At 70.2% G+C, this 23,464-nt stretch carries 18 protein-coding genes; 3 read left to right on the forward strand and 15 right to left on the reverse strand.

The annotated features are described in order from the left end of the window. Positions 1 to 72: 72 nt before the first annotated feature. From AB0N06_RS17730 to AB0N06_RS17780, 11 genes are all read right to left on the reverse strand, one after another. The gene (locus AB0N06_RS17730; RefSeq protein WP_114246244.1) at positions 73 to 471 is read right to left on the reverse strand and encodes a cytidine deaminase; all 399 of its coding nucleotides are present in this window, start codon (positions 469 to 471) and stop codon (positions 73 to 75) included. Continuing rightward, positions 468 to 1,757, reverse strand: coding sequence for an ABC transporter permease (locus tag AB0N06_RS17735; protein WP_366135601.1), 1,290 nt, complete (start codon positions 1,755 to 1,757; stop codon positions 468 to 470). Before AB0N06_RS17735 ends, AB0N06_RS17730 begins: the two co-directional genes overlap by 4 nt. Beyond that, complete coding sequence (locus AB0N06_RS17740; RefSeq protein ID WP_037688347.1) at positions 1,754 to 2,869, reverse strand: ABC transporter permease; 1,116 nt, start codon at positions 2,867 to 2,869, stop codon at positions 1,754 to 1,756. Before AB0N06_RS17740 ends, AB0N06_RS17735 begins: the two co-directional genes overlap by 4 nt. Beyond that, positions 2,866 to 4,458, reverse strand: a complete 1,593-nt coding sequence (locus AB0N06_RS17745) for an ABC transporter ATP-binding protein (RefSeq protein WP_366135602.1) — start codon at positions 4,456 to 4,458, stop codon at positions 2,866 to 2,868. Before AB0N06_RS17745 ends, AB0N06_RS17740 begins: the two co-directional genes overlap by 4 nt. A gap of 352 nt (positions 4,459 to 4,810) precedes the next feature. After that, positions 4,811 to 5,854, reverse strand: a complete 1,044-nt coding sequence (locus AB0N06_RS17750; RefSeq protein ID WP_366135603.1) for a BMP family ABC transporter substrate-binding protein — start codon at positions 5,852 to 5,854, stop codon at positions 4,811 to 4,813. A 138-nt stretch (positions 5,855 to 5,992) separates the two neighbouring features. Next, positions 5,993 to 7,264, reverse strand: a complete 1,272-nt coding sequence (locus tag AB0N06_RS17755; RefSeq protein WP_366135660.1) for an amidohydrolase — start codon at positions 7,262 to 7,264, stop codon at positions 5,993 to 5,995. 326 nt (positions 7,265 to 7,590) lie between these two features. Next, positions 7,591 to 8,007 (reverse strand): SgcJ/EcaC family oxidoreductase, encoded by a 417-nt coding sequence (locus AB0N06_RS17760; protein ID WP_366135604.1) that lies wholly within the window; start codon positions 8,005 to 8,007, stop codon positions 7,591 to 7,593. A gap of 148 nt (positions 8,008 to 8,155) precedes the next feature. After that, positions 8,156 to 9,211, reverse strand: a complete 1,056-nt coding sequence (locus AB0N06_RS17765; RefSeq protein ID WP_366135605.1) for a hypothetical protein — start codon at positions 9,209 to 9,211, stop codon at positions 8,156 to 8,158. 11 nt (positions 9,212 to 9,222) lie between these two features. Then, positions 9,223 to 10,158, reverse strand: a complete 936-nt coding sequence (locus AB0N06_RS17770) for an N-acetylneuraminate synthase family protein (RefSeq protein ID WP_366135606.1) — start codon at positions 10,156 to 10,158, stop codon at positions 9,223 to 9,225. A gap of 12 nt (positions 10,159 to 10,170) precedes the next feature. Then, complete coding sequence (locus AB0N06_RS17775) at positions 10,171 to 11,433, reverse strand: acylneuraminate cytidylyltransferase (protein ID WP_366135607.1); 1,263 nt, start codon at positions 11,431 to 11,433, stop codon at positions 10,171 to 10,173. Positions 11,434 to 11,453: 20 nt separating this feature from the next. Continuing rightward, positions 11,454 to 12,812, reverse strand: a complete 1,359-nt coding sequence (locus AB0N06_RS17780; protein WP_366135608.1) for a DUF6716 putative glycosyltransferase — start codon at positions 12,810 to 12,812, stop codon at positions 11,454 to 11,456. 209 nt (positions 12,813 to 13,021) lie between these two features. Here AB0N06_RS17780 and AB0N06_RS17785 point away from each other — a divergent pair, with 209 nt between their 5' ends. Continuing rightward, positions 13,022 to 14,005 (forward strand): glycosyltransferase family 2 protein, encoded by a 984-nt coding sequence (locus tag AB0N06_RS17785; protein ID WP_366135609.1) that lies wholly within the window; start codon positions 13,022 to 13,024, stop codon positions 14,003 to 14,005. Further along, entirely contained in the window at positions 14,002 to 15,375 is a 1,374-nt protein-coding gene (locus tag AB0N06_RS17790; protein ID WP_366135610.1) for a polysialyltransferase family glycosyltransferase, read from the forward strand. Before AB0N06_RS17785 ends, AB0N06_RS17790 begins: the two co-directional genes overlap by 4 nt. A gap of 103 nt (positions 15,376 to 15,478) precedes the next feature. Here the strand turns inward: AB0N06_RS17790 and AB0N06_RS17795 are convergent, their stop codons facing one another. Both AB0N06_RS17795 and AB0N06_RS17800 read right to left on the reverse strand, forming a co-directional pair. After that, complete coding sequence (locus AB0N06_RS17795) at positions 15,479 to 17,836, reverse strand: glycosyltransferase (protein ID WP_366135611.1); 2,358 nt, start codon at positions 17,834 to 17,836, stop codon at positions 15,479 to 15,481. Continuing rightward, entirely contained in the window at positions 17,833 to 19,380 is a 1,548-nt protein-coding gene (locus tag AB0N06_RS17800; RefSeq protein ID WP_366135612.1) for a hypothetical protein, read from the reverse strand. Before AB0N06_RS17800 ends, AB0N06_RS17795 begins: the two co-directional genes overlap by 4 nt. A 212-nt stretch (positions 19,381 to 19,592) precedes the next feature. Here AB0N06_RS17800 and AB0N06_RS17805 point away from each other — a divergent pair, with 212 nt between their 5' ends. Next, complete coding sequence (locus AB0N06_RS17805; protein ID WP_366135613.1) at positions 19,593 to 20,750, forward strand: acyltransferase; 1,158 nt, start codon at positions 19,593 to 19,595, stop codon at positions 20,748 to 20,750. Positions 20,751 to 20,840: 90 nt separating this feature from the next. Here the strand turns inward: AB0N06_RS17805 and leuE are convergent, their stop codons facing one another. After that, a complete protein-coding gene (leuE, locus tag AB0N06_RS17810) occupies positions 20,841 to 21,536 on the reverse strand; it encodes a leucine efflux protein LeuE (RefSeq protein WP_366135614.1) in 696 nt (231 codons plus the stop codon). A gap of 115 nt (positions 21,537 to 21,651) precedes the next feature. Beyond that, the gene (locus tag AB0N06_RS17815) at positions 21,652 to 23,232 is read right to left on the reverse strand and encodes a methylmalonyl-CoA mutase family protein (RefSeq protein ID WP_366135615.1); all 1,581 of its coding nucleotides are present in this window, start codon (positions 23,230 to 23,232) and stop codon (positions 21,652 to 21,654) included. Positions 23,233 to 23,464: the final 232 nt, after the last annotated feature.

Raw genomic sequence — 23,464 nt, forward strand, 5'->3', positions numbered from 1 at the left:
TGAATGACTCTACGCGCATAGAGGGTGGATACGGGTGTGGCCCTCCCAACGGACGGGAGGGCCACAGCAGTTCTACTTCAGATGGTCCGGTCCGAACGCCTGCGGCAGCATCTCGTCGAGTGTGCGCAAGCCGTCCGGCGTCTCCAGGATCAGCTCCGGCCCGCCGAACTCGTACAGCAGCTGCCTGCACCTGCCGCACGGCACCAGGATCTCGCCCGCCCCGTCCACACAGGTGAAGTGGGTCAGCCGCCCGCCACCGGTGGCGTGGAGCTGGGAGACCAGGCCGCACTCGGCGCACAGCCCGATGCCGTACGAGGCGTTCTCGACGTTGCAGCCGGACACCGTACGGCCGTCGTCGACGCGTGCCGCGGCGCCGACCGGATAGTGCGAGTAGGGAACGTACGCACGCGTCATGACGGACCGTGCGGCGCTCCGCAGGGCCGCCCAGTCGACCTCCGCGGCGGCCGTCATTTGCCCTGACCCTTCCGGTACCGCATGCCGTCCGCCTTCGGCATCCGCAGCCGCTGCGCGGAGAGCGAGAGGACGAGCAGCGTGACGATGTACGGGGTGGCGCTCACGAACTCGGTCGGTACCGTGTCCGTGGCGAGGTACCAGACCAGTACGACGGCGGCGATGACGGCGCTGACCGCACCCTGGACGAAGCTCTTGCGGTAGAGCTTCCAGGCGGCGAGCGCGGCCAGCACGACCACCAGCAGGAGCAGCAGCGCGTGGACGGACTCGCCGCCGTTGCGCAGCTGGAGCGCGTCGGCGAAACCGAACAGGCCCGCGCCCATGGCGAGTCCGCCGGGCCGCCAGTTACCGAAGATCATCGCGGCGAGACCGATGTATCCCCGGCCGCCGGTCTGGCCCTCGTTGTAGATGTGCGAGGTGACCAGGGAGAGGAAGGCGCCGCCGAGTCCGGCCATGCCGCCGGAGATGATCACCGCGATGTACTTGTAGCGGTAGACGTTCACGCCGAGCGACTCGGCGGCGATCGGGTTCTCGCCGCAGGAACGCAGCCGCAGCCCGAACGGGGTCTTCCACAGGACGAAGAAGGTCACGACGAAGAGGACCGCGGCCAGAACCGTCAGCAGCGACACATTGGTGACCAGACCGCCGAGGACACCGGCCACGTCGGAGACGAAGAACCAGTGGTGCTTCTCGATCGAGTGCAGCCAGTCGGACAGGCCGGGAATCGTCACCGAGGTGATGTCGTCGGACGGTGGCGACTGCTTGGGGCTGCCGCCCTTGGCCGCCGCCTCGCCCGTGTTGAACCAGAGCTTGGCGAAGTAGGTGGTGAACCCGAGCGCCAGGATGTTGATGGCGATACCGGAGATGATGTGGTCGACGCCGAAGGTGACGGTCGCGACGGCGTGCAGCAGCCCGCCGAGCATGCCGCCGATGACACCGGCCAGCACGCCGAGCCAGGGGTCGGTCTGCCAGCCGGCCCAGGCACCGAAGAACGTACCGAGGATCATCATGCCTTCGAGGCCGATGTTGACCACACCGGCCCGCTCGGCCCACAGGCCGCCGAGACCGGCGAGCCCGATCGGCACGGCCATCGCGAGCGCCGCGCTGATCTGCCCGGCCGAGGTGACGTCCTGGGCGCCGGTGATGGCGCGTACCGCGGACAGCGCGAGCAGCGCGCCCGCGACGATCAGCAGAACGACGGGGAAGGAGAGGCGGGTGAGGCCGCCCTTGCCACCGGAGACCTTGGGGGCCGCGGGCGGCGGGGTGGAAGTCGCCGTGGCGGTCACGCCGACACCTCCTGCTGGTCGGAGTTACGGGCGGCCTGTGCGGCGAGTTCCGCGCCGACCTTGCTCTGCTGGCGCTTGAGTCCGTAGCGACGGACGACTTCGTAGGCGATGACGACGCACAGGACGATGACGCCCTGGATGACGCCGACGATCTCCTTGTCGTACCCCTCGAACTCGAGCTTTCCGGTACCGCGCTCCAGGAAGCCCCAGAGCAGCGCGCCGAGCGCGATGCCGATGGGGTGGTTGCGGCCGAGGAGGGCGATGGCGATACCGGTGAAGCCGATGCCGATGGGGAAGTCGCCACTGTACTCGTAGCTGTCGTTGAGCAGCGTCGGCATGCCGACCAGGCCGGCCACCGCGCCGGAGATCAGCATCGACGTGACGACCATCTTCTTGACGTTGACGCCGCTGGCCTCGGCCGCGGAGCCGGACTGGCCGACCGTACGCAGATCGAAGCCGAATCGGGTGCGCGAGAGCGTGAACCAGTAGGCGATGCCCGCGACGACCGCGACCACGATGAAGCCCCAGACGGGCGTCGGGGTGGTCGGGAACTCGAAGAAGTGCGAGGACTCCGGGAGCGGGGTGGTGGAGATCTTCGTGCCGGCCTCGTCGAGGTGACCGAGGCGGCCCTGCTGGAGCAGATAGCCGATGATGGCGGTCGCGATGGCGTTCAGCATGATCGTCGAGACGACCTCGCTGACGCCCCGGGTGACCTTGAGGACACCGGCTATACCGGCCCACATCGCGCCGACGATCATCGCGGTGAGGATGATCAGCGGGATCTGGAGGGCGCCCGGCAGGGTCAGCGCGCCACCGACGGCGGCGGCGAAGAAGGCGGCGAGGCGGTACTGGCCGTCGACTCCGATGTTGAAGAGGTTCATCCGGAAGCCGACGGCCACCGCGAGACCCGCGAGGTAGTACGTCGTCGCCTTGTTGAGGATGTAGACCTGGCTGTCCGACTTCACCCCGTAGTCGAACATGATGCCGAACGCGCTGAACGGTTCCTTGCCGGTGGCGGCCAGCACGAGGGCGGTCACCAGGAAGGCGACCACGATCGCGAGTACGGGGGCCGCGATCCCCAGGAGCAGCCGCTCCTTGTCGAACTTCTTCATCGGTCCTCTCCCCCGTCCCGGGGGTCGCTGTCGGCGGCGTCCGCACCGGACTCCGCATCCGTCCCGGGCTCGGCGGGCGCTTCGAGACGGCCGGAGACCGCTCCCGTCATCGCCGAGCCGAGCTCCTCCGGGGTGATGGTCGCCGGATCGGCGTCCGCGACCAGGCGGCCGCGGTACATGACGCGCAGGGTGTCGGAGAGCCCGATCAGCTCGTCCAGGTCGGCGGAGATCAGCAGCACCGCCAGGCCCTCGCGGCGCGCGTCGCGGATCTGGTCCCAGATCTGCGCCTGCGCGCCGACGTCCACGCCCCGGGTGGGGTGCGCGGCGATCAGCAGCTTCGGGGCGTGGCTCATCTCGCGGCCGACGATCAGCTTCTGCTGGTTGCCGCCGGAGAGCGAGGCGGCGGTGACCTCGATGCCGGGGGTACGAACGTCGTACTCGCGCACGATCCGCTCGGTGTCCGCGCGGGCGGCCTTGAGGTCGAGGAACGCGCCCTTGCTGTTGGGGCGCTCGGTGACATGGCCGAGGATGCGGTTCTCCCAGAGCGGGGCCTCCAGCAGCAGTCCGTGCCGGTGGCGGTCCTCGGGGATGACGGCCATGCCGTCCTCGCGGCGCTTGCGGGTCGGCGTACGGGAGATGTCGACGCCGTCCAGGGTCAGTACGCCGGTGTCGAGGTGGCGCATGCCCATGATCGCGTCGACCAGTTCGGACTGGCCGTTGCCCTCGACGCCCGCGATACCGAGGACCTCACCCTTGTGGATGGTGAAGGTGATGCCGTCGAGCACGGCACGCACCACCCCGTCCGGGTCGGTGGCGGTCAGCCGCAGGTCGTCGACGGTGAGCATCGGCGTGTCGGTGACGGTCGACTCGCGGGTCTCCGGCGACGGCAGTTCGCTGCCGACCATCAGCTCCGCGAGCTGCTTGGTCGTGGTGCGCTTCGGGTCGGCGGTGCCCACCGTCGTACCGCGCCGGATGACAGTGATCTCGTCGGCGACCGACAGCACCTCGCCCAGCTTGTGCGAGATGAAGATGACGGTCAGGCCCTCGGCCTTGAGCTCGCGAAGGTTGTCGAAGAGTGCGTCGACCTCCTGCGGCACGAGGACGGCGGTCGGCTCGTCGAGGATCAGGGTGCGGGCGCCGCGGTAGAGGACCTTGAGGATCTCCACGCGCTGGCGGTCGGCGACGCCGAGGTCCTCGACCATGGCGTCCGGGCGGACACCGAGGCCGTACGCGTCCGAGATCTCCTTGATCTTTGCGCGGGCCCGGTCGCCGATCCCGTACAGCTTCTCGGAGCCGAGGACGACGTTCTCCAGGACGGTGAGGTAGTCGGCGAGCATGAAATGCTGGTGCACCATGCCGATGCCGCGCGCGATGGCGTCACCCGGGTTGTGGAACGAGACCTGCTCGCCGTCCACCGCGATGGTGCCCTCGTCCGGCCTCTGCATGCCGTAAAGGATCTTCATCAGAGTGGACTTGCCGGCACCGTTCTCGCCGACGAGAGCGTGGACGGTGCCGCGACGCACGGTGATGTCGATGTCGTGGTTGGCCACGACCCCGGGGAACCGCTTGGTGATGCCGCGGAGCTCCACGGCATGGGGACTGCTGGACGCGTTGATGGCGCACTCTCCTTGGCAGGAGCGGAGGGCGGAGGGCGGAGGGCGGAGGCGGTGGGGCGGGATGCGGTGGGGGCGGAAAAAGGTACCGCGCCCGGCATGCGCTACGCGCGTAGTGCCACCGAATCGTTGGCCACCCGATAGCGGGTGACCAACAGTGCGCGTACGACTACGTTCCGGGCCCGGCCGGAAGGCGTACGCGAGTCGAGCCCGGCCGAGCAGCCGAAGCAGCCAGGGGGCGCCCGCGACATCCCGCCGTCCGCCCCGAGGGCGGCCAGGCGGAACGCCGCGGGCACCCCCTCGCCCGGGCCCCGATCGACGGGTCGGATCAGGTCGTGGTCTTGACCGTGACCGTGCCGTCGACGATCTTCTTCTTCGCCGCGTCGAGCTGCGTCTGGATGTCCTTGATGTGGTCACCCGTGGTGGTCAGCGAGACGCCGCCCTTGGCCAGGGAGTACGACTGGACGCCGGCCACCGGCTTGCCGTCCTTGACGGACTTGATCAGGTCGTAGACACCGCCGTCGACGTTCTTGACGACCGAGGTCAGGATCGTGTCCTTGTACTTCGCCAGCGCCGGGTCCAGGGCCTGGTCGGAGTCGACACCGATGGACCAGGCGCCCTTCTTGCCCGCGACGGCCTCGATCGAACCGGCACCCGAGCCGCCCGCGGCGGCGAAGATGACGTCCGCACCCTTGTCGAGCATGCCCTTGGCGGCTTCCTTGCCCTTGTCGGGGCTGCCGAAGCCGGACAGGTCCGAACCGGTGGACAGGTACTGGATCTGCACCTTGGCCTTCGGGTTCGTGTCCAGAACACCCTGCTGGAAGCCCGCGGCGAACTTCTTGATCAGCGGAAGGTCCACACCGCCGATGAAACCGACCTGGCCGTCCTTCGACTTCAGCGCCGCCGAGACACCGGCGAGGTACGAGCCCTGCTCCTCGGTGAAGACGATGGAGTCGACGTTCTTCGCGTCGGAGACCGAGTCGACCAGGCCGAAGTTGACCTTCGGGTACTTCGCGGCCATCTTGTCGACCGCGTCCTTGTAGGCGAAGCCGATGGCTATGACCGGGTTGTAGCCGCCCTCGGCGAGCGACTGCAGACGCTGCTCACGGTCGGCCGGGGTCTCACCGTTCTTGGCGGTGAGCTCCTTCGTGTCGGCCTTGAACTCGGCCTTGGCCTTGTCCAGACCACGCGCGGCGGAGTCGTTGAACGAGTTGTCGCCCCGGCCGCCCACGTCGTAGGCCATGCCGATCTTCATCTGGCCCTTCTCCTTGGAGCTGGTGCTCTCGTCGGACGAACTGCCGCACGCGGTGGCGGTGAGCGCGAAAGCCGCGGTGATGGCACACGCAGCGGTGATCTTGGATACCCGGCGCAAGGGAAGGCTCCTTCAAACCTGACCGAAGCGCCTCTTCCGGCGCTGGTTTCGCCGAGATCGTAACGCGCGTAGATGTCAGATAAAGCCCTGTACGGAAGCCGTTATCGGATCGTCGCGAACCTGAGGTGACCTGTCCGGTTACGAACGGTTGCCGTCGAGCAAAGCCGCGGCGGTGAAAAGCTCCACGCCAACGGTGATCGCCTCCTCGTCCGCGTCGAAATCACCCCGGTGCAGATCAAGACGCCGGGTGTCACCGGGCGTGCGCACCCCGAGCCGCGCCATGGCCCCCGGGACGCGCTCCAGATACCAGGAGAAGTCTTCCCCGCCGAGGCTCTGCTCCGTGTCCTCGATCGCATACGATCCGCGGCGCCCGGCCATCGCGGCGGCCAGCAGATCGGTCACGGCCGGATCGTTCACGACCGGCGGGACCCCGCGGATGTAGTCGATCACCGACTTGGCCCGGTGCATTCCGGCCACCTCGTCGATCGCGGCGTGGACCAGGTCCGGCGCCTCCCGCCATGCCGCCAGATCCAGGCAGCGGACCGTTCCCGACAGCTCGGCATGCTGGGGGATCACATTGCACGCGTGCCCGGCCTCCAGCCGCCCCCAGGTCACGGCGAGCCCGGCCCGCGCGTCGACCCGCCGCGCCAGCAGCGCGGGCACCTCGGTGGCCACCTTGGCGGCGGCGGTGACCAGGTCGGTGGTCAGATGCGGCCGGGCGGTGTGCCCGCCGGGCCCGTCGAGCGTGACCTCCAGCCGGTCGCAGGCGGAGGTGATCGCCCCGACCCGCAGCCCGATCCTCCCCACGTCGACCTTCGGGTCGCAGTGCACCCCGATGATCCGCCCGACGCCTTCCAGCACTCCGTCCTCGATCACATCGGGCGCACCGCCGGGCAGCACCTCCTCGGCGGGCTGGAAGATCAGCCGCACGGGGTGCGGCAGCAGCCCCTGCCGGTCGAGCTCGGCGAGCACGAGCCCGGCGCCGAGGACGGTCGTCGTGTGAATGTCGTGCCCGCAGGCGTGCGCCCGGTCGGGGACGGTGGACCGGTACGGGACCCCGTCCTTGGTGTCCGGAATGGGCAGGGCGTCGATGTCCGCGCGCAGGGCGAGCATGGGACGGGTGCCACCGCCCGCCCGTCGCCCACCACCACCCTTGTCCGAGCTTCGCGCCCCTCCCGATGTGCCCACGTCGCACAGGAGCCCGGTTCCGGTGGCGAGCACCCGGGGCCGGAGCCCGGCCTTCTCCAGCCGCGCCTTGAGCGCAGCGGTGGTGCGGAACTCCTGGTTGCCGAGCTCGGGGTGCATGTGCAGGTCGCGCCGGAACGCGATCAGCTCGGCCCGCAGGGGTTCGGGCAGCCTGCCGGGCAGGGCGGCGTCCTCGGGCAGGCCGGCATCGGAATCGCGGGACATCGACTGGTTCACCTAGTGAAGGGTAGGCGCCTCCCCCCGTCAACTGACCATGAAACAAGAAAAGTTCAGCCACATAGACGAATAAATGACCGGGTCGTCGCGTGTGAGGCGGTAACGAGGTGGGTACACTCGCCCTTTTTGCTCCTCGGCACACGAAGAGAGACGGGGCCACCCGCCACGCACCCCCGGTCGCCCTCGCGACCCGTCCTGGCCGCCCCGCCCCACCCCGGGACAGCTGCCCGCCAATTCGCCCCGGCCACGCCCCGGCCCACGGGCACCGCACAAACGCAGCTCTCCGCATCGCCCCGGCAGGCGAGGAACGGCGCTCAGGCAGCAGCGGGCCTGGTGGCAGGCTGGAGCCTGAAGGAAAGGGCCTCCATGAGGGCCTTGTTCCTGGTGTTCTGAAAGGCGGCGATCTTCCAGTCACCGTCCGCCCGGCGGGCCAGGGCGTAGGTCTGGATCTTGTCGAGCCTCCCCGGCCTGCCCTTGTGGACGGCACCGCGAGTGACGACCAGGGCGGCGTCGGGACCGGTGAGGCGCATGCTCACGATCTCGCTCGCGAGCCGGGTGCCCTTGAGAAAACCGTCGAACAGGGCCTGGTGAGCGGTGCCGATCTCAGCACCCCCGGTGTAGAGCGTGCCGACATACGTGATGTAAGTGGCGTCGGCGGTGAACTCGGCCCCGTAGGCCGCCCCGTCGCCCGCGTTCCAGGCAACGGTGAGGCGGTCCAGCACGGGTCGCATTGACCTGGTGGGTCCACCCACCGATCCGCCCCTGCGAGGCAGCCGTGGAGGCAGCTCGTCAGTACAACGTCGGCACCCCGGTCGATCACGAACGTGACACCCCAGGGTGCGGGTGTCACGTTTCGTTCGGGGGTGGGGGTGTGACGACTCATGCCTCCGTGATCGCCGTCGCCCGCCAGGGCGCCAGGCGCTGTACGTCGCGGGCCGTCTCCGTGACACCGCTCAGGAAGCCCTGGGCGCGCGGCGACGCCGTGTCGCGCAGCCACTCCGGGGCGATGTCGCAGACCGCGACCTTGACCTCCGTGCCCGCCAGCGCCAGCGGCAGCGTGTGGACCACCGTGGACGGGAAGCTGAGGACCGTGCGGCCGATCGGGCCGCGGCGGGCGATGAGTTCCAGAGGGAGATCCGGACGGACGATCTCCAGGCCGGTGGCAGCTTCCAGGGCGTGCAGCTTGTCGGCGGACTCCCGGCGGTGGGCGAAGTAGCGGGTCGCGCCGTGAGTACGGGCCAGGGCGGCGACCGCCTCCAGGTACTGGGCCTGGTCGATCACGCCCGTCTCGGCCAGGGACGTGCCGACCAGGTCCGCGCCCTTGGTGAGGAGCGGCGGGCCGAAGCGGGCGCGGGTCCAGGCGAAGGTGTTGGGGGTGACCGTGACGCCGGCCGGAGCCTCGACCGGCATGGCGGTGAACACCTCGACCTCGCGGGTCGCGGACGGGGTGAAACGGCGGCGGGCGGCGGCCGTGACCGGGGCCAGGATCAGGTCGCGCGGGCCCGAGCTGCCCCGCCGGTGCCAGCGCACCAGCCTTTCGCCACGGGCGATTTGGGCGACGAACTCCATCGTGGCCGTACCGTCGTCGACCACCGTGAGCCGGCGGGCGCGGACCGTGGACAGGAGGAGCTGCACGTAGCGGGAGAACGGGTCGCCGATCACGATCCGGTCCGCCCTGCGCAGCAGTCCCGTCAGGGCCCGGAGGGTCTTCAGCGGCGCGCTCGCCCCGCCGCGCGCCTCCTGCCAGCGGACGTTGACGCCCTCGTCGCGAGCCAGCTCCGCCATCCGGCGCAGCTGGCCGCGCGACATCGGGTCGACCGGGGGGAGGACGACGACCGTTATGTCCGCCAGGACATGGTCGTCGCCTCCCTCTGTGAAGGCCCACTCCAGGACGTTCAGGAGCTGGACCGGGCTCTCGACGAAGGCGAGGTTCACCGGTCGGCCCGTCAGACCGCGACCGGCTCGGCGGCCGGGGCCGCCTCGGTGTTCTCGGCGACGACGCCCGCGACGCGGCGGAGCTTCTTCATCGGGCCGAGCTCGGACTCGTACACCTTCTTGACGCCGTCACCGAGGGAGGCCTCGATGGTGCGGATGTCGCGGACCAGTCGGGTCAGGCCCTGCGGCTCGACGGAGGCGGCCTGGTCGGAGCCCCACATGGCCCGGTCGAGGGTGATGTGGCGCTCGACGAACGCGGCGCCGAGGGCGACGGCGGCGAGGGTGGTCTGCAGGCCCGTCTCGTGGCCGCTGTAGCCGATCGGGACGTTCGGGTACTCCTGCTGGAGGGTGTTGATGACCCGGAGGTTCAGCTCCTCGGCCTTCGCGGGGTACGTCGACGTGGCGTGGCAGAGAAGGATGTTGTCCGAGCCGAGGACCTCGACCGCGTGGCGGATCTGGCGCGGGGTCGACATGCCGGTGGAGAGGATGATCGTGCGGCCCGTGGCGCGCAGCGAGCGGAGCAGCTCGTCGTCGGTGAGGGAGGCGGAGGCGACCTTGTGGGCGGGGACGTCGAACTTCTCCAGGAAGGCGACGGCCTCGGTGTCCCACGGGGAGGCGAACCAGTCGATGCCGCGCTCGGCGCAGTGGTCGGAGATGGCGCGGTACTCGGCCTCGCCGAACTCGACGCGGTGGCGGTAGTCGATGTACGTCATCCGGCCCCAGGGGGTGTCGCGCTCGATGTCCCACTGGTCGCGCGGGGTGCAGATCTCCGGGGTGCGCTTCTGGAACTTGACGGCGTCGCAGCCGGCTTCGGCGGCCACGTCGATCAGCGCGAGGGCGTTGTCGAGGTCGCCGTTGTGGTTGATGCCGATCTCACCGGTGATGTAGACGGGCTGACCCGGGCCGGCGGTGCGGGTGCCGAGGGTGCGCAGACGGGAGGTGCTCATGGGGGTGTTTCCTTACTTGGTGGTGGACTTGGTGGGGGTGGAAAGGTGGCCGGTGAGGGTGGGCCCGAGCAGCCACGCCGCGATTTCGCGGATGGCGCCGAAGCCGCCGGGGGTGGTCGTGACGGCGCGCGCCGCGGCGCGTACCGAGTCATGGGCGCTCGCTACGGCGACGGGCCAGCCGGCGACGGCGAAGCAGGGCAGGTCGTTGACGTCGTTGCCGACGTAGAGCACCCGCTCGGGGGCGATGCCGTGCTCGTCGCACCACTGCTTGAGGGCGAGGTCCTTGCGGTCGATGCCGTGCAGGACGGGGACCTTGAGCTTGTTGGCGCGGGCGGCGACGACCGGGTTCTGTTCGGTGGAGAGGATCAGGAGGTCGAGGCCCGCCCTGCGCAGGGCGGCGATGCCCAGACCGTCTCCGCGGTGGACGGCGACGATCTCGCGTCCGTCGGAGTCGATCAGGACCCGGTCGTCGGTCTGCGTGCCGTCGAAGTCGAGGACGACCGCGTCGATGTCCTCGCGGGTCGGCAGCGGTGACGGGTCCAGGAGCGGTGCGAGGGCGCGGGCGCGGGCCAGGTCGTGCGGGTCGTCGATCTCCAGGACCCGGGCGGGGTCGGTGGTGACCAGCGCGGTGTGGCCGAAGAAGCGGTGCCGGTGGGTACGGAAGCCCGCGACGTCCATCGCGTAGGCGGCACCGGTCTCCAGCAGGTCCTGCGGCCGGTCCTGGCGGCGCGGGCGGACGGCCTTGTCGTGGTTGACGCCGTAGGTGTCGTCCTCGACCGCGCTGCCGTCGCGCCAGATGAAGCCGTGGAACGGGGCGACGGTGACGGCCGTGTCGGCGCCGTCGCGGGCGACCGCGGCGGCCACGCCGTCGATGTCCTCGCGGGTGACGAACGGGCTGGTGCACTGGACGAGCAGCACCACGTCGGCGATGCGCTCGTGCATCGCCTCGTACGCGTCGAGTGCGTGCAGGACCGCCGCCTCGCTGGTCGCGGTGTCGCCCGCGATGGCCGACGGACGCTGGACGCAGTGCACGCGCTCGGCGGCGCCGAGCGCCTCGCCCGCCGCCCGGGCCGCCTCCGCGATCGCCGCGTCGTCCGTGGTGACGACGACGTCCGTGACCTCGCGGGCGGTCAGGCAGGCGCGGACCGCGCGGGCGACCAGCGGTATGCCGCCGACCTGGGCGAGGTTCTTGGCCGGGACGCCCTTGGATCCGCCGCGGGCGGGGATCACGGCGAGCACGGTCGGGTCCGGCTTGGGTGCCGAGGTCGGCGTCATCTCTGCTCCTGGATTGGTTGTCACAGCTCGCCCATCCGCCGGATCACGGGGGCGACCCGCTGGACGCCCTGTCGGTACGCGCCGCGCGCGGCTTCCCGTACCGCGTCGCGGACCACGCCCCGCACCCCGCCGGTCTCGCGCGGCGCGGCGGCGCCGGGCAGCGGGTGGCCGTCGGGGGCCAGGTGGTGGCGGGCGAGGATGCCGGGCAGGTAGCCGGGGGCGGTGGCGGGGGTGTAGTACGGGGCGAGGTCGGGCAGGCGGGGCGTGGCCAGCAGCGCCTCGACGCGGGCCCGTGCGGTTTCGTAAGCCGAGTCGTAGGTGCCGTCGGCGGCGACGCCCTGGCCGGCCAGCCACGTCTCGTCGGGCTCCGGGTGGGAGCCGCCGTCGAGCCGGTCCCACGAGGTGAGCAGGCCCGAGCCGATGAAGTGGTGGTTTCCGAGGGCCTCGCGGACGCCGAGGTCGCTGAGGATCGCGGTGGGGATGCGCCGGTGCAGGGACTCCAGCGCGGCGGTCGAGGAGACCGTGACCAGCAGGTCGGTGCGGTCGAGGACCTCGCCCATGTGTCCGTACACGAGGCGAAAGTTGGGCGGCAGTCCGCCGGGCAGCTTCTCCGCGAGCCGCTGGTACGGGAGTTCTTCGATGTGTGTGGTGTGCTCGCCGGGCTTGGAGCGCAGCTTCAGCAGCACCTCACGGTCCGGGTGCAGCCTGGCGTGCTCGACGAGCCTGCGCAGCAGGTACGTACGGTCGGCGCGGGACGCCGGTACGGAGGGCTGGGCGGCGAACACCACGGTGTCGCGGCCCTGCTGCGGCCGGTGCGGGGCGCCGCCGAGGAACGGCAGTGCGGCCTCCGTGACGGCCGAGGCATCGGCGCCCACTCCCTCGTACACGGCGCGGAAACGCTCCGCGTCGTGGCGGGAGTTTGCGAGGACGACGTCGGCGCCGTGCCGCAGCAGCAGACCGTCGGCGAGCTTCTCGTAGACGACACCGACATAGCCGGTGACGACGACGGGCCTGGCGGGCAGTCGCAGGGCGGCGAGGCCGTGCAGCATGGCCTGGACCGCGCCGCCGACGAGAGCGAGGACCACGACGTCGTACCCCTCGTCCCGCACGGTGTGCAGGAACTCGACGGCCGTCACTTCGCGCACTCGGCCGGTCTCGACCCCTACGTCTCCGACTTCGGCGAGCTGCCGGGCGGTCGGGGTGGCCCGGCCGCGCAGGAGCAGTCCGCTGATCTCGACCGGCCGTTCCGCTGCGCGGGGCGCGTCCGGGGACCCGGTGGTCAGGCGGCGCGCGGTGAGCGCGCCCCATTTCCACCGGGTGTCCGAGTCGGCGAGTACGGCGACCCGGAGCGCCGAGGTCTTGCTGGTACGTGGGGGCACGTCCTAGAAGTTAGGAAGGCATTTCAATTCATGGCCCAACGTGATGGCAACAGATGGTTAACAGCCCGCCGACGCTTGGCGAATCAGCTTCACAAAAGGCCCCTTGTCGCTGCGGATTCAGCCTGGTTCATCGTTCCGACATTCGCCGTTCACCTGCCGTCCCTCTTGGGGCCAGGGCAAATGACGAGCGCCCGCCTAGCGTGAGACGGGTGGTTAAGCTCTCCGTCATCGTGCCGTTCTACAACGTGCAGACATACGCCCCCGACACCCTGAGAAGCCTGCGGGCCAACGCCCGCGAGGACTTCGAATTCATCCTCGTCGACGACTGTTCGACCGACGGGACCGCGGACATACTGCGCCGCGCGGAGGACGAGATTCCGGGGGTGGTCGTCAGCAGACACAAGCAGAACGGCGGGTTGGCCACCGCCCGGAACACCGGACTGGACGCGGCCCGCGGCGAGTACCTCGCCTTCCTGGACGGCGACGACTGGCTGGCCCCCGGGTACCTCTCCCGGCTGCTGGCCCGGACCGAGGCACTGGGCTGCGACTTCGTCCGCACCGACCATGTGCAGGTCGACGGCAGGACGCGCACGGTGCACCGCGTGCCGCACGGCCGGCGCGACGAGGTCATGGACCCGCGGGACGCGATCCTGCCCGCCGCGCGGACCACCTCGGTCGACTACCCGTACGCCTGGGCGGGCCTCTACCACCGTCGGCTCCTGGACCGCGGACTGCTGCACTTCACGGACGGTCTGCGCACCGCCGAGGACCGGCCGTGGATCTGGCGGCTGCACCGCGAGGCGGATTCCTTCGCGGTACTCGGTTTTCTCGGCATTTTCTACCGGCGCGGCGTCGCCTCGTCACTGACGCAGATCGGTGACGTACGCCAGCTCGATTTCATTCGCTCATTCGACCAAGTGGTACGAGAAACGGCGGAGGACCCCAACGCGCAGGTCCTTCTGCAGAAAGCGGTCCGCACCTATTGCGCCATCATTTTTCATCACATGAGTTCGATGGAGAGATTCGAACCCGCCGTGGCCCGGGCCCTGAAGTCGATGAGTGCGGCCGCACTCAAGCGGATGCCGCAGGACGTGCTGGACGACGCCCTGGACGCGATGGACGTACAGCGCGCGACCCTGCTGCGCCGGCTGCGTCGCCGCCCGGTCGCCGCGAAGGAGGTGGCGGCCGCATGAGCAGCAGCCGGACCCGTACGACGCAGATCTTCCTCGCCTCCACCCTCTACGGCGCCGCCACCCTCGCGGCCGCGCTGGACGCGGGCGCCTTCGCGGACGCCGACCGCCGCATCCTGCTCGTCTCGAACAATGCGGCGATTCCGGAGACGACACCCGCCGTCGACGCGATGCCCGGGTTCGACGCGCTGCGCGGCCGTTTCGACGACGTGGTGTCGTGGAACGAGACCATCGCCCCGTTCCACCCGAGCGGCTGGGCCCCGCGCCCGGACGACGTGCCGCTGTGGGAGCGCCATCTGCGCCTCGCGTGGGGACTCGGGGACGACACCGTCGAGCTCGCGATCGAGTCGATCCAGGTCAACCCGGCCATGGCGGTCGCCCAGATGTTCACCGGCGCACCGATCGACGTGTACGCGGACGGGCTGATGAGCTACGGCCCGACCAGGAACAAGATCGACCCGCTGACCGGCACCCGGGTGCGGCGGCTGCTCCATCTCGACCTCGTGCCGGGACTGAAGCCGCTGCTGCTCACGGAGTTCGGGGTCGCGCCCCAGGTCGTGCCGACCGAGGCGTTCCTCACGGTGCTCGGTGAACTGGCCGACGCCCGCGATGTGGTGGGGAGTGTGCCGTCCGTCCGGGCGCCCGCGCTGCTGCTCGGCCAGTACCTTTCCGCGCTCGGGCTGATCAGCGCGGCGGAGGAGGAGGAGCTGCATCTGCGCATGATGCGCGGGGCGGTCGAACTCGGCCACACGCGGCTGGTGTTCAAGCCGCACCCGACGGCGCCGGCGCAGTGGTCGCGGACGATGGAGGCGGAGGCGGAGAAGCTCGGCGCGGAGCTGACCGTGCTGGACTCGGGGGTGCTGACCGCGCCGGTGCTCGCCGAGGTGCTGTACCAGCGGATGCGGCCGGCGCTGGTCGTCGGCTGCTTCTCGACCGCGCTGCTCACGGCGTCCGCGTTCTACGGTCTGCCGGTCGCCCGGGTCGGTACGGAGATGTTGCTGGACCGGCTGTCGCCGTTCGAGAACAGCAACCGGGTTCCGGTGACGCTGGTGGACGCCCTGGTTCCGGACCTCGGCGACCGGCGGGCGGTCACAGCGGCGGGGGCGGTGGCACCGGTCGAGCTGAACGAGCTGGTCACGGCGGTCGGCTTCACGATGCAGCCGAAGATCTATCCGGAGCTGCGGACGGCCGCGGAGCGGTATCTCTCCACCCATCTCACGGCGACGACCTGGCGCTACTTCAAGCGCAAGCGGCTCACCTCGCTGGGGCTGCCGGGTGGAGTGCCCGCGCAATTCGCGTTCCTGCCGCGGAACGCCGCGGTGCGCAGGGTTGCGCGGCGGGCGAAGACGTTGCGGCGGGTTGTGCTCCGCTGAGACGGCTCGACCGGGTGCTCCGTTCCGAGCCCGCCCGGCGGCGATCAGGGCGAAGAGGGGGGCGGGGCGCCTGATCGGCGCCCCGCCCCCCTTCGCCGTGCCGTCAGATACGCACGCCGCCCTGGATCACCCGGAGGTCCGCGGCGTTCGCCTCGGTGACCTTCCAGAGTTCCTGCTGCCTGCCGTGCACATCGGCGACCGTCGCCGCGTGGTCGTCCAGCAGCCCCGCCGCCCGCTCCACGAGCCGCGCCCCGAGGTGCCGGTCGTGGACGGAGATGCCCCACTCCGGCCGGTCGATGTCGGACAGGAAGTACGCCATCTTCGGGTGCGAGATGAGGCTGATGATCGGCGTACCGCAGCCGAACGGGATCATGCCGGCGTGCCCGCGCATCCCGATGACCAGCTTGGTCCGGGCGTACGTGGACCGGATCTCATGGTTCTCGAAGTCGTACATCGGGATGACCGGCAGTGAGATGCCGTGCTCGCGCCGCAGGTCGAAGGCGATCCGCTCGTCGTCCAGCGAGTGCGCCACACACTTCACCTCGGCGCGCTTGCCGAGTTCCTTCACCGCGGTGGCCATCTCGGCGAGGAAGTGCGCGTAGTCATGGCCGAAGCGAAGTCCGGCCCGGTCGTACGCGGCGTTGATCAGCACGGTGTTCTCGCGCTGCACGGGGTCGGTCCACCCCTTCACCAGCTGTCGGGTGACCGTGGTCGGGCAGGGCTGGAAGCGGACCTTGTCGTGCAGCGACGACGGCAGGAGCTCGCGGACCTTTTCGATGGAGCCGTGGTTGCGCAGCCCGAAGAACGAGGCGCGCTCCACCAGCTTCCGCAGCGAGGAGAGGAACCGGTCCCGGCCATGGCCGTACGCCTGGCCGTCGAAGGCGTTGAATCCGACGGCGTACACCATGACGGGTACGTCGATCCGCTCCAGCAGCTTGTCGGGGACGTTCCACTGCCAGCCGCTGTTGCCGTTCGGCGCGGTGTCCGGGATGAAGAGGCCGCCGCCGCCGATGACCAGTCCGCGCCGGGCGTTGACCCGTTCCAGCGCGGCCTCGTCGAAGAGGCGGTGGGCGTGGACCGAGTGCCAGCGGGCCGGGCCGGTGTCCTGGCCGAACGCCAGCCGGACGCTCTCCGGGAGCAGCTTGTCCCCGGCGTTGCCCTGCCGCTCCATGTAGAAGGCGACATGCGCGAGCTGCTCGGCGGCCGGTCCCTCCGCAGGGGTGGGCAGGTCCTTGGTGCGCTTGTGCATCAGCCGGTTCGCCCGGTGGGTCGGGTCGACGCCGAGCCCTTCGAGTGCGTACGCCGCCGCCGTGGCGTCGTCGCCGTGGATCCAGGCGATCTGGGCGAGCCGCGCGAAGGAGGTCGCGGCCCGGTTGGGGGCGGCGGTGGCGAGGAGGAGCTGGGCGCGGGCCTCCTCGTAACGGGAGACGCTCATCAGCGCGTGGCCGAGCACCTCGTGCGGCCAGGCGTCATCGACGGGTATCCGGACGCCGCCGAGCAGGTCGGCCGCCTCCTGATACTCACCGGCGGCGATGTGCGCGGCGGCGACCCGGCGGGCGCTCTCCGGGTCGCCGGTGCGGCGGACGTGCGCGGTCCCGTAGTGCACCAGCAGGTCATGGTGCTTGGTGCCGGGCAGCGCGAGGTACGCGGCGTGGAACTCGGCGCCGGACAGCTCGAACTCACGCCAGCGGTCCTCGGCCTGGCCGTAGCCGGCCTCGCCGCCCTGCCAGGGCTTGTGCCGCCCGGTGAAGTGCAGGATCGCGGTGGTGTCGGGCACCGGCAGGTCGCCGGAGAGCCGTCGCTTGACGAAGTTGTAGCGGGCGTCGAGCTGCACGAAGTCACCGTCGAGGACAGCGTTCAGGATGCCCTGGTCGTGCTTGTCGAGCTCGTACGTGCCCGCGCGGCCGACCTCGTCGATCTTCGCGCAGAACGCGTCGCTCAGGTACTCGCGCTGGATGACCAGCAGCCCGCTGTTGAGCTTGTGCTGCCCGTAGAAGAACTGCGGCACAGCGGCCAGGCCGTCGCGCAGCTTCAGCAGTTCGCCGAGATCGCCGAGGACCACCATGTCGGTGTCCAGGGTGATCACGGTGTCGTAGTCGCGCACCCGGAACACGTCGAGGATGAAGTACGCCTTGCGGACCAGGTAGTTGTCCTGGTCGCCCTTGGCGTACGAGTCGTAGTGCTCGGCGTCCACCCGGCGGAAATCGATGCGCGGGTGCAGCGCCCGGATCTGGGCGACGGAGGCGGGGCGCAGTCCGTCGTGCAGGACGAGGAAGTCCTCGCAGACGCCGGGGTTGGACAGGGCGAGGCTGCGCAGCAGAGCCAGGAAGCCGGGCAGGTAGTTCTCGTCCACGAAGCTCGCGAAGGCGACGCGGCGCTTGCCGGTGAGCGCATTCGCGGGCGCGGGGGTCCGGGGCGCGGGCACGGGTGCGTACGCGGTGGTCGCGGTGGGCGTCGTCATCGCAGTCTGATCCTCATATCGGTGACGCTCTGGGCGCGTTCCATGACCCACGCCTTTTCGCTGGTGTACTCGTGCACGGAGGTGATGGGCATCTTCATCGCGGCGGGCAGGCGGTAGGCGCCGCTCTCGTAGAAGTCGAAGCCGATCAGGTCGAGCTGCGAGCTGACGTCCAGGTAGTCCAGCAGCCACAGCATGTTGAAGCCACTGGTGGGGATCGCCGGCCAGACGTCGGCGCCGACCTTGCCGATGTCCCGCAGCGGCCAGCGCAGCGATTCGTCGCCGAGGTACTTCTGGGCGCCGGGTACGAGCCGGTTGCGCAGCGAGTACTTCCAGTCGCCGGAGAGCCCCCCGAAGACCAGCCGGGTGTCGACCTTCCGGTCCCAGTTGAAGCCGTGCTTGTGGATGGTGGCGTGGATGTCGGTGCGCTTGCCGGTCGCCGACGGGTCGATCCGGTACGAGTTGAAGCGGACGACCAGGTCGTACGCGTCGATCTCGGCTCCCATCGAACTGCTGCCGACGCGCTGCGAGTTGGCGATCAGACAGATCGACTTGCCGGCTATCCGGTTACGGAACTCGCCGAGCGTGGTCCATTCGACGTCGCCGAAGGTGGGGTCACCGATCGAGCCGCGCCTCCGGGTCCGGCGCTGCTCGGCGTAGAGCGCGATCAGGTCGGTGAGGAGGGCGAGGTCGGTGGGGCCGGTGGAACCGCCGGCGCCGCTGCCCGCCAGCCCGCCGGCCTCCATCGCGAGGCCCAGGTACTGGGACGCGGCCTCCTGGATCTCCGGCACCGGGGCTCCGGCCCGGTCCTGGGTGAGCAGCGCGCCGATCAGCCGGGGCCGGGCCGCGCGCCAGTCGCCGCGCGCCTGCAGTTCCAGGCCTTCGGCCCAGGACTCGGTGACGGACCGGCCGGTGAACTCGCCGGCTTCCGGGCAGTCGCGCTCCAGCTTCCGCAGGAGCTCGTCCTGGCGCTCGGCACCGGCCCGCAGGCCGGCGATCTTCGCCGCCACACCGAAGCCGTCCTCGTCGGTGAGCCCGAGGTAGCGCTCGTACGCCTCGACCGCGGCGTTCTCCGCTCCCATCGCCTCCAGCGTCCGGGCCCGCAGCCGCCAGCCGGCGCGGGAGCGCCTGCGCTGGGTGAGCACGGTGTCCGTGATGAGGATCGCGAGCTTCAGCTCGTCCTCGTAACCGCAGTCCAGCGCCTTGTTGCCGACCGCGAGCAGCGGGTCGAGCAGTGCGTCGCCGAGCACGAGCGAGGATCCTGACCCGCCCTTGCCCGGGCGCCGCAGCAGCGGGAGCGGGGAGGCAGCGGCGGCCGTCTGCTCCATGGTGGCGTGGGTGGCCAGCAGGTTCCGCAGCGCCTCCGCAAGCGCCGTACGCCGCCGGTCGAGCCCGGCGACCAGCTTCCCGCTGTGCGCGGCACAGGCGCGCAGGCAGGTCTCCAGTTCCGTCGGGAGGACGGTGGCGAGGTGGGACGTTCCGCCTTCGGGCGAGGCCGAGTCCTCCGCGTCACGTTGCCGTGGCCAGCGGGTGCGGGCTTTCGTCATGGCGCTCCAAGCGTGTGGTGCCCGTGGGGGGAAGGGGGCGTGAGAAGAGGTACGGATGTTCGGCAACCGTGTGAGGTTCCGTAGCACGCTAAGAAACCTGAACGGCCGCGAGATGAACTCGCCCTGTCAGCACGGGAAACTGCTCCCTTCCCGCCCGTTCCGGAGCCGTCGGCGCCCTAGCCTGAGCCTCGCCGCTGTTGGAAGGGGCGTCAGTGACCATCACTCCGGAGATGCCGGGCAGGACGATCGAGCGGGTTTCCACCGCCCGCGCGCAGGTGGGGCCCCGGTCACCACAGGCGCGCCCCGCACCCCGGCTGCGGGCCCTCGACGGGCTGCGGCTGGTCGCCGCGCTGATGGTCGCGGCGTACCACTACGGGGGCCGGGGCGGTGAGATCACCACGGCGTGGGGAGTCTCCGCCGCCTCCCTGTTCCCGTCCGCCCACACGTGGTTCGCCTACGGCTGTCTCGGCGTACAGATCTTCTTCGTCATCAGCGGTTTCGTGATCTGCATGAGCGGCTGGGGCCGTTCGCTCGCGTCGTTCTTCGCTTCGAGGGCGGCCAGGCTGCTGCCCGCGTACTGGGCGTCGGTCGTCCTCGTGACCCTGGTCTTCGCGCTGCCGACGGTGGCGTACAAGGCGGTCTCGCCCAGCGACGCGCTGGTCAACCTGACGCTGCTGCAGCAGCCGCTGGGCGTGGACCGGGTGCTGGGCGTGTGCTGGACGCTGTGGGCGGAGATCCGGTTCTACGCCCTGTTCGCCGTGTGTGTCGTCCTGCCGGGGGCCAACCGGCGACGAATCGTCATGTTCTGCGCCGCGTGGACGCTGGCAGCGGCGCTCGGCAAGGCATCCGGCGAGCCACTGCTCGACGTGGTCCTGATGCCGGCGTACGCCCCGTTCTTCATAGGCGGCATCGGGCTCTACCTGGTCCACCGCAACCGGCGGGACGCCACGGCCTGGGGCATCGTCGGCGTCAGCTGGCTGCTCGGCCAGCACTTCGCGGTGGCCGATCTGTGGCACCCGGCGGGCCCGCACGCCTTCTCGTACCGCTCGTCACTGGTCATCATCGCGATCGTGACCGCCGGTTTCGCTGCGGTCGCCGCCATCGCGCTGGGCGCCCTGGCCCGCTTCGACCACCGGTGGCTGACCGTCGCGGGAGCTCTGACGTACCCCTTCTACCTGGTCCATGAGCATCTGGGCTGGGTGGCGGTGAACATGCTCCATCAGCGCCTCGGGGTCCCCGCGTGGGCGACGGTGGTTCTCACGGTGGTGCTGATGCTGGGGCTGGCCTGGCTGCTGCACCGGTACGTGGAGCGGTGGCTCACACCGCGGCTGCGCAGATCACTGACGGGCGGTGCGGGCCGCCCCGCCTGATCACCGCTCAGCGCGACCCGTACCGCGCCTCGATCCCCGCGACACTGCCGCAGCCCGCCGGACTCACCCTGAACCGGCCGCCCGTCCGCCTCACACGCTGCTGAGCGAGAGCTTCGCCGCGAACCCGAGGAACAGCACACCCGCCGCCGAAGTGGCCCCGGCCGACAGCCGCTTGCGGCGGCGGAACGCGGCGGACAGCCGGGTGCCGCCGAATATCAGCGCCGACAGGTAGAGGAAGCTCGCCATCTGCAGCAGCGTCCCGAGCAGCAGGAAGGACAGCGCCGGATAGGCGTACCCGGGGTCGACGAACTGCACGAAGAAGGAGATCAGGAACAGGATCGCCTTCGGGTTGAAGAGGCTCACCACCAGCGCCCGCCGGTACGGCCGCTCCACCGCCCCGGCGGCCGTCGTCGTCCCGCCCGGTCCGGCTGCCTCGTCCGGTCCGGCGGCCTCGTCCGCCAGCTCGGCGATCTGCCGGTGCCGCTCGCGCCACATGGACGCCGCGGCCCGCAGCATGCCGATCGCCAGCCAGGTCAGATAGCCCGCGCCCGCGTACTTGACGACGGCGAACAGCACCGGCGTCGTCTGCAGCAGGGATGCGGCGCCGAGCGCGGACAGCGTCATCAGCACGGTGTCACCGGTCCACACACCCGCAGCCGCCACATACCCGGTCCGCACACCGCGGCGGGCGGCGACCGAGAGCACGTACAGCGAATTCGGCCCCGGCAGCAGAACGATCAGCACGAGGCCGACGAGATAGGTCGGAAGGTCAGTGACACCCAGCATGCACAGGAGTGTCGCACGTGGGTACGGCACTCCGTCCAGGTGTCTCAGCGGACGGTGCGGGGCTCAGCCTTCGCCGTCGAGCCGGCGGGAGATCATCCGTGCAGGCGGACCCCGCTCAGAACGCGTCCGTCGGCACGTACGTCCCCCACACCTCCCGCAGCGCGTCGCAGACTTCGCCGACCGTCGCCCGCGCCGCCAGCGCCTCCTTCATCGGGTAGAGGACGTTGTCCGTCCCCTCGGCCGCCTTCTTCAGCCGTCCCAGCGCCTCGTCGACGGCGTCCTGGGCCCGTTCGGCGCGGAGCTTCGTCAGCCGGGCCGCCTGCTGGACCTCGATCGCCGGGTCGACGCGGAGCGGCTCGTACGGCTCCTCCTCGTCGAGCTGGAAGCGGTTGACGCCGACGACGACGCGCTCCCCGCTGTCCGTCTCCTGGGCGATGCGATAGGCGCTGCGTTCGATCTCGTTCTTCTGGAAGCCCCGCTCGATGGCGTCGACCGCGCCGCCCATGTCCTCGACCTTGCTCATCAGCTCCAGGGCTGCGACTTCGACGTCGTCCGTCATCTTCTCGACGACGTACGAACCCGCGAACGGGTCGACCGTGGCGGTGACGTCCGTTTCGTACGCCAGGACCTGCTGGGTACGGAGCGCGAGCCGGGCGGACTTGTCGGTCGGCAGGGCGATCGCCTCGTCGAACGAGTTGGTGTGCAGCGACTGCGTGCCACCGAGGACCGCGCCGAGCCCCTGGACCGCGACACGCACCAGGTTGACCTCGGGCTGCTGCGCGGTGAGCTGGACGCCCGCGGTCTGGGTGTGGAAGCGGAGCATCAGCGACTTGGGGTTCTTCGCGCCGAACTCCTCCTTCATCACCCGGGCCCAGATCCGGCGGGCGGCACGGAACTTGGCGACCTCCTCGAGGATGGTCGTACGGGCGACGAAGAAGAAGGAGAGACGCGGGGCGAAATCGTCGACGTCCATGCCGGCCGCTACGGCAGTACGGACGTACTCGATGCCGTCCGCGAGGGTGAACGCGATCTCCTGCGCGGGCGAGGCTCCGGCCTCCGCCATGTGGTAGCCGGAGATCGAGATGGTGTTCCACTTCGGGATCTCGGCGCTGCAGTACTTGAAGATGTCGGCGATCAGCCGCAGCGAGGGCTTGGGCGGGAAGATGTACGTGCCGCGGGCGATGTACTCCTTGAGGACGTCGTTCTGGATGGTGCCGGTCAGCTTGTCCGCCGGGACGCCCTGCTCCTCGCCGACCAGCTGGTAGAGGAGGAGCAGCAGGGCGGCGGGGGCGTTGATCGTCATGGACGTGGAGACCTTGTCCAGCGGGATGCCGCCGAACAGCACCCGCATGTCGTCGATCGAGTCGATCGCCACCCCGACCTTGCCGACCTCACCGGACGCGATCGGCGCATCGGAGTCGTGACCCATCTGGGTGGGCAGGTCGAAGGCGACGGAGAGACCCATCGTGCCGTTGGCGATCAGCTGCTTGTAGCGGGCGTTGGACTCGGAGGCCGTGCCGAAGCCGGCGTACTGCCGCATCGTCCACGGCCGGCCGGTGTACATCGTGGGGTACACGCCACGCGTGAAGGGGTAGACACCGGGCTCTCCCAGCTTGTCGTCGGCGTCCCATCCGTCGAGTGCGTCCGGCCCGTACACCGGCTCGATGGGCAGTCCCGACTCCGACTCGCGCGTCATCTGCTGTGCCTCCCACTGAAGCTACTGACTGGTAACCAACGGCCCTCGCGACGGACTGTAGCGGCGGGCGCGCGACCGGTGGAGGGGCACCGGCTGGGACCTTGCTCACAGGGTGCGTCCTACGGCCTTCGCCACCGCACTCACCATCATGCGCGGGCTTTCGCAACCGGGCAGAGCGGGAATCCGTCCCAAGAGACAACGAAGGAATGAGGGGGCCGAGGCTGATGCGGAT

The sequence above is a fragment of the Streptomyces sp. NPDC051020 genome, assembly GCF_040683105.1.
In the GTDB taxonomy this organism is placed as follows: domain Bacteria; phylum Actinomycetota; class Actinomycetes; order Streptomycetales; family Streptomycetaceae; genus Streptomyces.